Origin of the sequence: Aeromonas sp. Prich7-2 (assembly GCF_017939255.1) — a bacterium.
GTDB classification, from domain to species: Bacteria; Pseudomonadota; Gammaproteobacteria; order Enterobacterales; family Aeromonadaceae; genus Aeromonas; species Aeromonas caviae.
In genome coordinates, this window is sequence record NZ_JAGKRI010000005.1 from 136,547 (window position 1) to 148,807 (window position 12,261).

The following is a 12,261-nucleotide window of genomic DNA, read 5'->3' on the forward strand; positions in this document are numbered from 1 at the left end:
AACGGCAAGGGCACCCCAGGGTGCCCTTGTCGTTTCCGGACGCCCGTTCTCCTTCTGCCCACTCTGGGGAGAGCCTCACGCTTCTCTGCCCCCCGATGGCTTATCCTCTCTTCCTCCACCCCATCGAGGCCCAGTCATGACCGAATACGAGAAGATGATCGCCAGCCAGCCTTACAACTGCATGGCACCAGAGCTGGATCTGTTGCGCCGGGAGACGGCTCGCCGCTACCGCCGCTTCAATCGCAGCGACGAGGAGGATGAACAGCTGGCGCTGCTGCAGCAGATCGTCGGCGACCTGGCACAGGGTGCCTTCATCTGCCCGCCCCTCTACTGCACCTATGGCAGCCACATCCACCTTGGCAAGGGCAGCTACATCAACATGGGGGCCACCCTGCTGGACAATGCCCCCATTCGCATCGGCGCCGAGGTGATGATAGGGCCGAACGTGCAGATCTACACCGCCGCCCATGCGCTGGACGCCGATGAGCGCATTCAGGGGGTTGAGACGGCACTGCCGGTCACCATCGAAGACAGGGTCTGGATAGGCGGCGGCGCCATCCTGCTGCCCGGCGTCACCATAGGGCGGGAAGCCGTCGTGGGTGCGGGCTCGGTCGTGACCAGAGATGTACCGGCCGGTGCCAGGGTGGCAGGCAACCCGGCACGGCTGCTGCCAGTCAAAGGTTGAGCGGAAGGCCCGAGGCTCGCTCAGGCGCTTTCCAGCAAGCGGTCGATGCAGTGCACCACCTGCATGCTGGCGTTTTCCATGGTCTTGAGCTGCTCGACCATGCTTTTGATATCCCCCTGCTCGCGCGCGTGCAGGGCGGCCTTGCCGCTCTCGTGGACCCGTTTGTGGGGCCCGTCCAGTTCACGAAAGCCCGGCTTGTGGGCGAAGAGCTCGGCGCCCTGCCCCTCGAAATACCATTTGCCCAGCCTGCACTGAGCGTGGTCGCTCACCGGCTCGTGAAAATGCTGCTGATCGATGAGCCGATAGATGGTGTTTTTCCAGACGGCGTGATCCAGCTTGGTGGTATTGAGGAAGGAGGTGGAGGCTGCACTGTGGATCACCTGCTGCATCCGGTCTGATTGTGCCAGTACCTGGGTCACCACCACATCGATCTGGGAGGAGGAGATCGCCACCTCGGCGGCACTGGCCTGGTTGTCATCGATGATGGACTTGATCTCCTGCGCCTGGGCCACTATCTGTCTGACCAGCACCTCTATCTGGCTGCTGGCTTCATGAGCCTTGCTCGCCAGCTGACGCACCTCATCGGCGACCACGGCGAATCCTCGACCAGCTTCACCGGCCCTGGCCGCCTCGATGGCCGCATTGAGTGCCAGCAGGTTGGTCTGATCCGAAATGCCCTGGATGGCGGTCACGAACTGGTTGATGGCGGATGTGCTGGCATCGAGCTGATGGACGGCTGCGAGGCTGCGAGCCGCCTCATCCGTGATGGCATGGGCGCGATCGGAGAGACGGGTGATGGCGCCCCGGGTCTGGGCAAAGAGCTGATCCAGCTCGCAGAGCGCGCCCTTTTCCGCCATCAGGTGCTCGGCACTGCCGGCCAGTGCTTCCCGCACGCTCTGCAGCATCTCACCTCCCTGGTTCTGGCAGGAGATCACCTGATTGAAGAGATCGCCACGCTCCCGGCTGGTGCGCTGCATGTGCTCGTATTCACCGATGGTGGCGCGCAATTCGGCCAGCTCGCTCTGGTGCTGCTGCTCTTTGAGAAGCATCGCCTCCCTGAGCTGTTGATTCTCTTTTTCAAGCTTGCGGTTGAACCACATATGGCCTCCGGATGGCAAAGGTGCGGACAGTCGACGTCAAAGGGAAGCCTCTGGCTCTCTTGTCTCTGCCGATGCTGGCGGATCCCGGGCCGGATTTCACCTGCAAATGCAGGATATTTGACCCTGATCCTGATTCCAATCGAGGCCACATCAATGGCTGTGCAAAAGATCGCCACAAAGAGACAGGGTGAGGTAGAGAAGAGGCGGAGGAGAAAGAACACTGACGTGCCAGCCCTACAAAAAATGAAGCCCAATGTCATCAAGACGTTGGGCTCTAAAAAGGTGCTACGGAATTGCGACTCTCATCGCAGAAAATTAGAAGGGGTCACCTTCTAAACTGGCAGTGGGATAATAACGTGGCGCAAACGTTTTACATAGCGTAATAAACCAGGAGTGAGAAGAATCTCTCACAATTCAAAAAATGTCCGGCCAACCCCCTTCTACCCTCTTGGCAAGTGCGCATTTATCAGTACAGCCTGACGGCTTTGTCAGAAAACAAAAAAGCCCTGAATAATCAGGGCTTTTGGCGTTCTGCGCTTCAGAAGTTGCGCACGAAGTCCTGAATGGGCAACTCGCGCAGCTTGCGGGCCTCCAGCATGGGGGTGCCAAGGTAGAGGAAGCCCACCAGTTGATCCTCCGGTGCCAGCCCCAGTGCACCATGGATCTGCTCGTCGAAGATGAACCAGCCGGAGCGCCAGATGCCGTTGAAGCCCTGGGCCTGGGCCGCCATCTGCATCGCCATCAGGGCGCAACCGGCAGAGAGCTCCTGCTCCAGTTTCGGTACCTTGGGGTGCGCCTGATAACGGGTCGCCACCGCGATCACCAGGGGAGCACGCAGTGGCGCGACGCGGCACTTCTCGACACTGTCCGCATCCTCGCCACGGGCATGGGCGGCATCGGCCAGCAATGTCCCCAGACGCTCACGCCCCTCCCCTTCAAACAGGATGAACTGCCAGGGGGTCAGAGTGCCGTGATCCGGCGCCCGCAGCCCGGCCTTGAGGATATTGTCGAGCACTTCGCCACTCGGGGCAGGCTCGGCCAGACGACCACAGGAGTGGCGATTGAGTAACAGATGGAGGGCATCCATGGGGCAGTTCCTTGTCAAAGGCGATGATGGCGCTACCTTAGCACAGCACCAGATGAAGAAAACCCCTGAGGTTCAGGGGTTTGTCAGGATACGAAAGGGCCGGGAGGCTAGATGACGGCAGCCAGCTCCGCCCCTTGACGGATGGCGCGTTTGGCATCCAGCTCGGCGGCCACGTCGGCACCGCCGATGATGTGCACCGGCTTGCCAGCAGCCTGCAGACCGGCCTGCAACTCCTTGAGGGGCTCCTGTCCGGCACAGATGATCACCTGATCCACCGGCAGGCACTGCTGCTGGTCGCCCACCTGGATGTGAAGCCCGGCATCGTCGATACGCAGGTACTGGACGCCGGAGAGCATCTGCACCTTGCGATTCTTGAGCACGGTGCGATGGATCCAGCCGGTGGTCTTGCCAAGGCCGTCGCCCACCTTGCTCTCCTTGCGCTGGAGCAACCAGATCTGGCGCTCGGGGGCATCGATTTCGGGGGTAGTCAGGCCGCCGCGCTCACCCAGTTGCTTGTCGATGCCCCACTCCTTGAGCCAGTGATCGCGATGGCTTGCGGCATCCGGCGATCCTCTCTTCTCCACCAGGTATTCGGCCACATCGAAGCCGATACCACCGGCGCCGATCACCGCCACCTTCTCGCCCACCGGCTTGTGATCACGCAAGACATCGAGGTAGCTCAACACCTTGGGGTGCTCGATACCCGGAATGTTGGGAGTGCGCGGGCGGATGCCGGTGGCGAGGATCACCTCGTCAAAACCGCCGCCCAGCAGGCTCTCGGCACTCTGGCGCTGGCCCAGATAGAGCTCGACGCCGCACTTCTCAAGCCGTTTGGCGAAGTAGCGCAGGGTTTCGTGAAACTCCTCCTTGCCCGGGATCTGCTTGGCAAAGTTGAACTGGCCGCCGATTTCGCTCGCCTGATCGAACAGGCTTACCTGATGGCCCCGCTCGGCGGCGTAGCAGGCAAACGCCAGCCCGGCAGGACCCGCCCCCACCACCGCCAGCTTCTTGGGCTGGGGCACCCGGCCAAACGTCAACTCGGTCTCGAAACAGGCGCGGGGGTTGACCAGGCAGGAGGCACGCTTTTGCTTGAACACGTGGTCGAGGCAGGCCTGGTTGCAGGCGATGCAGGTGTTGATCTCGTCCGCCCTGTCTTCAGCCGCCTTGATGACGAACTCGGGGTCCGCCAGGAAGGGGCGCGCCATGGAGACCATGTCCGCCTCCCCCCCCGCCAGGATGCGCTCCGCCACCTCGGGGGTGTTGATGCGGTTGGTGGTGATGAGGGGCACCTTGAGGTGCTTTTTCAGCTCGGCGGTCACCCAGCTGAAGGCACCGCGCGGCACGCTGGTGGCGATGGTGGGAATGCGCGCCTCGTGCCAGCCGATACCGGTGTTGATGAGGGTGACCCCCACCTGCTCCAGTGCCCGGCCAAGGGCGATCACTTCCTCAAGGGAGGAGCCCTGCTCCACCAGATCCAGCATGGAGAGGCGGAAGATGATGATGAAATCCGTGCCCACCCGCTCCCGCATGGCGCGGACAATCTCCACCGGGAAGCGCATGCGGTTTTCACTGCTGCCGCCCCAGCCATCGGTGCGCTTGTTGGTACGTTCGCAGATGAACTGGTTGATGAGATAGCCTTCCGACCCCATCACCTCGACCCCGTCATAACCGGCCGCCTTGGCCAGCGCCGCAGTGGCGGCGAAGTCGCGAATGGTGCCGCGGATCTGCCGCTCGCTCATGGCCCGCGGCTTGAACGGGGAGATGGGAGCCTTGAGGGCGCTCGGCGCCAGGCTGAACGGATGGTAGGCGTAGCGGCCCGCATGAAGGATCTGCAGCGCTATCTTGCCCCCTTCCCGGTGCACTGCCTCGGTCACCTTGCGGTGTTTGGCTACCTGCCAGGGAAAGCTCAGCTGGGAGCCGTGGGGCACCAGCCGCCCCCGCAAATTGGGGGCGATACCGCCGGTCACGATGAGACCGACCCCGCCACGGGCCCGCTCGCCATAGAAGGCGGCCAGCTTGTCAAAGCCCCCCTTTTCCTCCTCGAGGCCGGTGTGCATGGACCCCATCAGTACGCGGTTGCGCAACTGGGTAAAACCCAGATCGAGGGGGGTCAGCAGCGTGGGATAACGGCTCATGATGCACTCCTTGTCGAGGTCGATGTGCACGGGGTCATGCTCCAGCCTTCCTGGCTGCCTCGGGTGACGGGCAGTAAAAAGAAGGGGGTGGGTGGAGATGGGGCCGGCTCATCGGGCCTTTCAGTTAATTTTTTGTTATCAAACTGAAGCTAGAGTAAAGAATCGAAAACTCTTTTTCAAACAAATGTTTGGACATTTTTTCAGCGAACAACCGTGTTCCGAAGTGGCGGGGAGGCAGTCGACTCAAGGGGAAATGGCAATTGGCTGCGCAACTGGTTAATAATGGCTGCTCTCAACCCATTAACAGGGCGACAACGCAGCTATGTCTATTTTCAAAGGTCTGGGATGGCTCTTTCGCAGCCTCTGGCGCCTGCTCAACTTTACCCGCTTGATGCTGGTCAACCTGCTGTTTCTTCTCGTCGTGCTGGTCATTGTCTTCAGCGTCAGCCAGAGCGAGACCCCAAGCACCCCCATCGAGGGGGCGCTCACCCTCAATCTCTCCGGTGTGCTGGTAGAACAGCGCACCCAGACCGATCCCACGGTGCAACTGCTCAGGCAAATGGACAAGGGGGACGAGCAGCCAAGCGAAATCGTCCTCTCCGATCTGCTGTGGGCCATCAAGAGCGCGGGGAATGACGATCGCATCAAGGCGCTGGTGATCAAGCCCCAGGGTCTGCAAGGGGCCAGCCTCTCCAAACTGCAGGAGGTGACGGCCGCCATCGACGCCTTCAAGGAGAGCGGCAAGCCGGTCATCGCCATGGCGGACTACTACAGCCAGGGGGCCTATCTGCTCGCCGCCCACGCAGACCACGTGCTGCTCAACCAGAGTGGTGCCGTGCTGATCGAGGGGCTGGGTGTCTACCAGACCTACTTCAAGTCGGCACTGGAGAAGCTCAATATCACCCCGCACGTCTTCAAGGTCGGCACCTACAAGTCCTTCGTCGAGCCCTACACCCGGGACGAGATGTCCCCCGAGAGCAAGGAGGCGAACCAGCGCTGGCTGGATCAGCTGTGGCAATCCTATGTGGCCGACGTGGCGGAGCAGCGGGAGATCGAGCCGGATGCCGTCGCACCGAACAAGGATCACTTCCTCGAACTGCTGCGCAAGGCCGGCGGCAATGCGGCCAGCTACGCCCTCGACAACGGTCTGGTGGATCAGCTCGCCACCCGCGACGAGATGACCCAGGCGGTGATCAAGGAAGTGGGCGAGGCCGATGATCACGGCTGGAAGGGCGTGGGCCTGAAAGAGTATCTGGCCGCCATCCCGGAACAGTACCCCCAGAGCGGCAAGGATGAGGTTGGCCTCATCACCGCCAGCGGCGCCATCATGGATGGCGTCCAGCCTGCCGGCACCATCGGCGGCGACAGCCTTGCCGATCTGCTGGCCGAGGCCCGCCGTGACGATCAGGTGAAAGCCGTGGTGCTGCGAGTGGACAGCCCCGGCGGCAGCGCCTTTGCGGCCGAGCAGATCCGCGCCGAATTGCTGGCCCTGAAACAGGCAGGCAAGCCGGTGGTCATCTCCATGGGCAGCTACGCCGCCTCCGGTGGCTACTGGATCTCCGCCGATGCGGACAAGATCTTCGCCTCCCCCACCACCCTCACCGGCTCCATCGGGGTGTTCGGCATGTTCGCCACCATCGACAAGGCGCTCTCCCAGTACGGGGTACACACCGACGGCGTCGGCACCACCGACTTCGTGGGGGTCGGGCTGACCCGTGCCCTGCCGGATCACGTGGGTGAAGCCATTCAACTGAGCGTGGAAGACACCTATCAGCGCTTTGTCGGCCTGGTGGGCAAGGGCCGGGGCCTTAGCCTGGAAGAGGCGGAAAAAGCCGCCGAAGGCCGGGTCTGGACCGGGCAGGATGCCAAGGCACTGGGGCTGGTGGACGAGTTCGGCAATCTGGATGACGCCCTCAAGGCGGCCGCCGATCTCGCCAACCTCAAGAGCTGGCAGGTCACCCCCATCGCACCGGAAGAGTCTGCCAGGGACAAGTTCCTGCGCGAGCTGTTTGACAGCAGCGCCCAGGCGCTGGCCCCGCACCTGCAAAGCTGGCTGCCCGCCGGGCTTGGCAAGGCGCTGCTGGAGATGAACCGCACTCTGGACCCGCTGACCCGCTTCAACGATCCCCAGGGCACCTACGCCTTCTGCCCGGTCTGTCTCCCCTGACGCCGGGGACAGCCATAAAAAAACCGCCGACAGGCGGTTTTTTTATGGGGCAAGCGGCCTTGTCAGGTCAGCAAGCCGGACGCTTGCCAGCGGTGCAACTCTGCCAGCACCCGGGTCTCTCGCGCCGTCCACTGGGGACAGGGACCCGCCAGCTGGGTCTTGTTGGTCTGCAGGGCCTCGGCCAGGGGGAACCAGCCCGGCGTGAAGCCGAGGCGGATCTCGTAGGGCTGGGGGCGCGGTGCACTCCAGTCCTCCCCGACCCGGCAGAGGTAATAGGACGATCGGATGCAGTAGGCATCGTAATCCGGCTCGCGCGCGGCACGATACTCCCGGGTCTCTCCCAGCAGGGGGCCCACGGCCACCAGCTCGGCGCCACACTCTTCCCGCAACTCCCGGGCCAGGGCCGCATCGTGCGCCTCCCCGTGCTCGATGCCGCCCCCAGGGAACATGAGATCCCCGTTGACGCTGGAGTGCACCAGCAGCAGTCGATCACCACGCATCACCACGGCCCTCACCGTGGCCCGTTCAAGCACCCTGTCCTCGCCGCGGATCTGGCCGTGCACTAGACGGATATCGAAGGGATGGGCCCATTCCCGGGCTTCTGACAGGGTCGGATTCATGGTGTGCGGTAGCTCCCCTGCCTGAGTGCATCGACGATGGTGGCCGCCTGGTCGTCCAGCGTCTCCTGCTCCTCCTTGCCGATGGCATGGTAAATGCCGAGCCGGGTGGCGGAGACCTCGGGGCTCTCCTGGAATGACTCGCTCACCTTGCCCCACAGATAGGCCTGATCAAATCGCTTCTGCCCCATGTAGAGGGTGCTGAGGGCGGTGAGGATCCGGCTGTTGACCTTGTCCCCCTCCCGATAGAGGGAGAGCGCATGGTGCATCAGCCTGATGGCCTTTTCGGGCTCGCTCTTGGCATAGATGCCGCCGAGCGCCAGTTGCAGCTCGGGCTCCTCGAGGCTCGGCGTCCCCTCCTGCGCGAGGAAGCTGGCGCGAGCCTCGGGGCTGGTGTTGTTGGTCCAGTGCCAGAGCAGCAGGTAGGGATCCCGGGAGTTCCGGGTTTGCGCATCCAGCTGTTCCAGTTGACGGCCGGCGGCCAGCATCCCTTCCACTCTGGGGCTCTTCTGCTCCCTGGCCCGCTTGTACTCGATGTTGGTGGAGTGCTCGGCGCACTGCAGATAACGCTCCAGGCCGCGCATCAGATCGTACTTGCGCCTGTCCGTCCCCTCTTCCTGGAGATAGTAACGACCGCGAATGACGTCGCTGCGCTCATAGCGACACCAGCCGTCGTCCACCAGGTCCGCGCACAGGGCGGGATATTGGGAGCAGATGTTGTGGATCCTGTCGTCGTCGCAGGCCGTCAACGTCAGGCAACAAGCGAGGGAAAGCAGTAACGGACGCTGTGAGAATAGGGTCATGGTTCACATCTGGTTGATAACAATCGCAACCCGCACCGGCCACCGCCAACTAGCAAACAGGCTACATATCCATTACAATGCGCGCGCCGTATAAGGCCGCGATTGCAGAATAATATAACGAAACCATCAGCCCTACACTGATCTGCCTTCGACGAATTTCAATTTGCCCAGGCAACTTGCTTCAACAACGTGAAATAAAAGGATCTGGTTAATGACCCACGAGCACTACTTGCAGGCGTGGCAGGAGAGCCAGGAGCTCGCCGAAGCCATGCAACCCTTGATAGGTCGCCTCTACCGACAGCAAGGGATAGAGATCACCCTCTACGGACGCCCGCTGCAAAACGCCTCCACCATCGATATCCTCAAGGCCCACCGGGTCGTTCGCCGCCACCAGGGCACCCCGCTGCCCATCCAGCAAAGCTTCCCTCTCCTGCGCGCCATCGTCGCCCTGAACCCCACCGCCGCCGAAGTCGATCTCGGCAAACTGGCCGTGGGCTACTGGCAGGATCACCAGGATGAAGCCGGCATCGAGGACTATCTGCGTGCCAAGCTGGCACCGGCCCTGAACCGCAGTGCCGTGCCCGCCCCGACCGACGTGGTGCTCTACGGCTTCGGCCGCATCGGCCGCCTGCTGGCCCGTCTGCTCATCGAGCGCACCGGCGCCGCCAACTCCCTGCGCCTGCGCGCCATCGTGGTGCGCGGCGGTCGCGACGGGGATCTGGAGAAGCGTGCCAGTCTGCTGCGCCGCGATTCGGTGCACGGCCCCTTCAACGGCTCCATCGAGGTGGATGCAGAACGCAGCGCCATCATCGCCAACGGCACCTTCATCCAGGTGATCTACGCCAACAGCCCGGCCGACATCGACTACACCGCCTACGGCATCGACAATGCGCTGATCGTCGACAACACCGGCGTCTGGCGTGACGAGGCGGGGCTGTCCGAGCACCTCAAGGCCCGCGGCGCCGCCCGGGTGCTGCTGACCGCCCCCGGCAAGGGGGAGATGAAGAACGTGGTGTTCGGGGTCAACCACGAGGTGATAGGCCCGGATGACAAGATAGTCTCCGCCGCCTCCTGCACCACCAACGCCATCACCCCGGTGCTCAAGGTGATGCAGGACAAGTACGGCATCCGCCACGGCCACGTGGAGACGGTCCACTCCTATACCAACGATCAGAACCTCATCGACAACTATCACAAGGGGGAGCGCCGCGGTCGCAGCGCAGCCCTCAACATGGTGATGACCAGCACCGGTGCCGCCAAGGCGGTGGCCAAGGCGCTGCCGGAGCTCAAGGGCAAGTTGACCGGCAACGCCATCCGGGTGCCCACACCCAACGTGTCGCTTGCCATCATCAACCTGTCGCTGGAGCAGACCACCGATCGGGAGAGCCTCAACGCCTATCTGCAGCAGATGGCACTGAGCTCCGCCCTGCATCGCCAGATCGACTTCAGCGCCAGCACCGAGTTGGTCTCCTCCGACATGGTGGGCTCCCGTTTTGCGGGCATCGTCGACTCCCAGGCCACCATCGCCGAGGGGGATCACTGCGTGCTCTACGTGTGGTATGACAACGAGTTCGGGTACAGTTGTCAGGTAGTACGGGTGATGGAGCAGATGGCTGGCGTAGTCCGCCAGGATCTACCGGTATAGTCCGCCAGGATCTACCGGTATAGTCCGACAGGATCTGCCCGCCTGACCCCGCGTTCATGGCTCAATTTTCAAGGAGAGGCCGGATGTCGTCTCAGCAAGTGACGTTTCAACAAGCGATAGCGCAGATGCCCAAAGAGGTGTACGAGCGACTCAAGACTGCGGTCGAGCTCGGCAAATGGCCGGATGGCAAGCCCCTCACCGAGGAGCAGAAGGCCACCTCCCTGCAGGCCGTGATGGCCTGGCAGGCGATGCACCTTGAGAACCCCGAGCACATGAACATCGGCCGTGACGGCGAGATCGTGATGAAAAGCAAGAGCGAGCTCAAGCGTCAGTATCGCGATGAGGAAGAGATAGTGCGGGTCGACCTTAGCCACTGAGGCAGGCCGCACGTCACCTATCGCGGTAACGAAACGAAAGAGGGGAGCCATAATGGCTCCCCTCTTTTTTCCTCTCTATGCAGGATGACTCATCCCCTCATCCCCGGCCCTTCTCCCACCAGGGGAGAAGGGAGCTGGCACGCACCTGCGAGCAGTCAGCGGGCCACCTGCCGGCGATCTTCATGGCAAACCTCGCCACCTCGATCTATCCCCTCTACCGCTGGGAGAGGGTTAGGGTGAGAGGGAAAGTCAGGGGGTCAACTCCCCGCGCAGGGACTGCTGCATCAGCTCACGGATGCGCGGCGCCGGCAGATCCTGGCTCAGCAGGAAGTGCAGCTTGGTGAGCGCTGCCTCGGCTGTCATGTCAAAGCCCGAGATGACTCCCGCACGGGAGAGGGCGTTGCCGGTGGCATAGCCCCCCATGTTGACCTTGCCGTGCAGGCACTGGCTCAGGTTGACGATGATGACGCCCCGGGCAGATGCCTCTGAGAGCAGCGCCAGCATGGCCGGGTTCTGGGGCGCATTGCCCACCCCGAAGGAGAGCAGGATCAGCGCACGCACCGGCTGTTGCAGGATGTTCGCTATCACCTCAGCCGATATCCCCGGGTAGAGGGTCACCACCCCGATGGGCTGGGGGGTGATGTCGTGCAGCACCAGGGGGCGATCGCACGGCACGCCCAGCTCACCTGCCTCCAGGGAGATGGCGATACCGGCATTGAGCAGGGGCGGGTAGTTGGGCGAGTCGAAGGCGTGGAAGCCGTCGGCATGCACCTTCTTGCTGCGGTTGCCGCGATAGAGCTGATTGTTGAAGAAGAGCGTCACCTCGTGGATCGGGTAGTTGGCCGCGATGTAGAGGGCGTTGAGCAGGTTCTGCTGACCGTCCGAGCGCAGCTCGGCCAGGGGGATCTGGGAGCCGGTGATGATGACCGGCTTGTGCAGATCTTCGAGCATGAAGGAGAGCGCAGACGCGGTGAACGACATGGTGTCGGTGCCGTGCAGAATGACGAAACCGTCGTACTTGTCGTAGTTGCCCTTGATGTCCTCGGCGATGCGCTGCCAGTCTGCCGGCGTCATGTCGGAAGAGTCGATGAGGGGGGCATATTCGTGGATATGGTAATCGGGCATTTCCGGTCGATGGAACTCGGGCATCCGTGCCAGACAGTCCTCCATGAAGCCCGCCATCGGTACATAACCGTGGTCGGAACGCTGCATCCCTATGGTGCCGCCTGTGTAGGCAATGTAGATGGACTTCTTCACACCCTCTCCTCTCTCTGGACTGGAAACCGGCAAATCAAACAGGGCTCAACCGATACAGCCCCCGTCCTTCAGATGGTGCGGGCGGGCTCAATATCGGTCATCAGCAGACCTCTTGAGGGTCTGTGTCCTCCCGTGGGGGCGGAACCGGGCGAATTATAAAGAGTGCCGCTGCAAATGACAGCCGCAGCAGCATTGTTGCGATCCGGAGCACACTCGGCGAGGCAGTTTTAAATGCCATGTTAACACCATGTTTTAATCATTAATGTGACATATGTGGATGTACTTGGTGTTTTTTGCTAGTATCCGGCGGATTTTTCACAAATCTCATCTGGACGCCCGACGAACACGGGCTCGTGTCGACCCCCTCTTTTGCAGAGGGACGGGGCTG

The 12,261-nt window shown here is 62.3% G+C and carries 10 protein-coding genes; 4 read left to right on the forward strand and 6 right to left on the reverse strand.

Annotated features, from left to right (window positions below; genetic code table 11):
- The first annotated feature begins 136 nt into the window (after positions 1-136).
- Positions 137-685, forward strand: coding sequence for a sugar O-acetyltransferase (locus J9892_RS01725; RefSeq protein ID WP_201955646.1), 549 nt, complete (start codon positions 137-139; stop codon positions 683-685).
- 20 nt (positions 686-705) lie between these two features.
- Here J9892_RS01725 and J9892_RS24985 read toward each other — a convergent pair whose 3' ends face one another.
- The 3 genes from J9892_RS24985 to J9892_RS01740 form a co-directional block, all read right to left on the reverse strand.
- Complete coding sequence (locus J9892_RS24985; protein WP_201873044.1) at positions 706-1,785, reverse strand: methyl-accepting chemotaxis protein; 1,080 nt, start codon at positions 1,783-1,785, stop codon at positions 706-708.
- 538 nt (positions 1,786-2,323) lie between these two features.
- On the reverse strand, positions 2,324-2,872 hold the full coding sequence (locus J9892_RS01735) for an NAD(P)H nitroreductase (protein ID WP_104455425.1): 549 nt from the start codon (positions 2,870-2,872) through the stop codon (positions 2,324-2,326).
- A gap of 107 nt (positions 2,873-2,979) precedes the next feature.
- A complete protein-coding gene (locus J9892_RS01740; RefSeq protein ID WP_182954867.1) occupies positions 2,980-5,007 on the reverse strand; it encodes an NADPH-dependent 2,4-dienoyl-CoA reductase in 2,028 nt (675 codons plus the stop codon).
- 322 nt (positions 5,008-5,329) lie between these two features.
- Between J9892_RS01740 and sppA the strand changes: the two genes are divergently transcribed.
- The gene (gene sppA / locus J9892_RS01745; protein ID WP_128272961.1) at positions 5,330-7,174 is read left to right on the forward strand and encodes a signal peptide peptidase SppA; all 1,845 of its coding nucleotides are present in this window, start codon (positions 5,330-5,332) and stop codon (positions 7,172-7,174) included.
- A gap of 62 nt (positions 7,175-7,236) precedes the next feature.
- Here the strand turns inward: sppA and J9892_RS01750 are convergent, their stop codons facing one another.
- Positions 7,237-7,794, reverse strand: coding sequence for an NUDIX domain-containing protein (locus J9892_RS01750; protein WP_045525756.1), 558 nt, complete (start codon positions 7,792-7,794; stop codon positions 7,237-7,239).
- A complete protein-coding gene (locus J9892_RS01755) occupies positions 7,791-8,594 on the reverse strand; it encodes a DUF2989 domain-containing protein (protein WP_139738047.1) in 804 nt (267 codons plus the stop codon). Before J9892_RS01755 ends, J9892_RS01750 begins: the two co-directional genes overlap by 4 nt.
- Positions 8,595-8,805: 211 nt before the next feature.
- Here J9892_RS01755 and J9892_RS01760 point away from each other — a divergent pair, with 211 nt between their 5' ends.
- Together J9892_RS01760 and J9892_RS01765 are read left to right on the forward strand one after the other, a co-directional pair.
- Complete coding sequence (locus J9892_RS01760; RefSeq protein ID WP_010675422.1) at positions 8,806-10,239, forward strand: glyceraldehyde-3-phosphate dehydrogenase; 1,434 nt, start codon at positions 8,806-8,808, stop codon at positions 10,237-10,239.
- Between the two features lie 83 nt (positions 10,240-10,322).
- Entirely contained in the window at positions 10,323-10,616 is a 294-nt protein-coding gene (locus J9892_RS01765) for a DUF1315 family protein (protein ID WP_010675423.1), read from the forward strand.
- A gap of 249 nt (positions 10,617-10,865) precedes the next feature.
- On the opposite strand, the gene ansA is transcribed toward J9892_RS01765, so the two are convergent.
- The gene (gene ansA / locus J9892_RS01770) at positions 10,866-11,873 is read right to left on the reverse strand and encodes an asparaginase (RefSeq protein WP_010675424.1); all 1,008 of its coding nucleotides are present in this window, start codon (positions 11,871-11,873) and stop codon (positions 10,866-10,868) included.
- Between the last annotated feature and the right edge of the window lie 388 nt (positions 11,874-12,261).

Coding starts and splice junctions, on each gene's coding strand:
- J9892_RS01725 (WP_201955646.1), top strand. CDS start 137: ATGACCGAATACGAGAAGATGATCGCCAGCCAGCCTTACAACTGCATG.
- J9892_RS24985 (WP_201873044.1), bottom strand. CDS start 1,785: ATGTGGTTCAACCGCAAGCTTGAAAAAGAGAATCAACAGCTCAGGGAG.
- J9892_RS01735 (WP_104455425.1), bottom strand. CDS start 2,872: ATGGATGCCCTCCATCTGTTACTCAATCGCCACTCCTGTGGTCGTCTG.
- J9892_RS01740 (WP_182954867.1), bottom strand. CDS start 5,007: ATGAGCCGTTATCCCACGCTGCTGACCCCCCTCGATCTGGGTTTTACC.
- sppA (WP_128272961.1), top strand. CDS start 5,330: ATGTCTATTTTCAAAGGTCTGGGATGGCTCTTTCGCAGCCTCTGGCGC.
- J9892_RS01750 (WP_045525756.1), bottom strand. CDS start 7,794: ATGAATCCGACCCTGTCAGAAGCCCGGGAATGGGCCCATCCCTTCGAT.
- J9892_RS01755 (WP_139738047.1), bottom strand. CDS start 8,594: ATGACCCTATTCTCACAGCGTCCGTTACTGCTTTCCCTCGCTTGTTGC.
- J9892_RS01760 (WP_010675422.1), top strand. CDS start 8,806: ATGACCCACGAGCACTACTTGCAGGCGTGGCAGGAGAGCCAGGAGCTC.
- J9892_RS01765 (WP_010675423.1), top strand. CDS start 10,323: ATGTCGTCTCAGCAAGTGACGTTTCAACAAGCGATAGCGCAGATGCCC.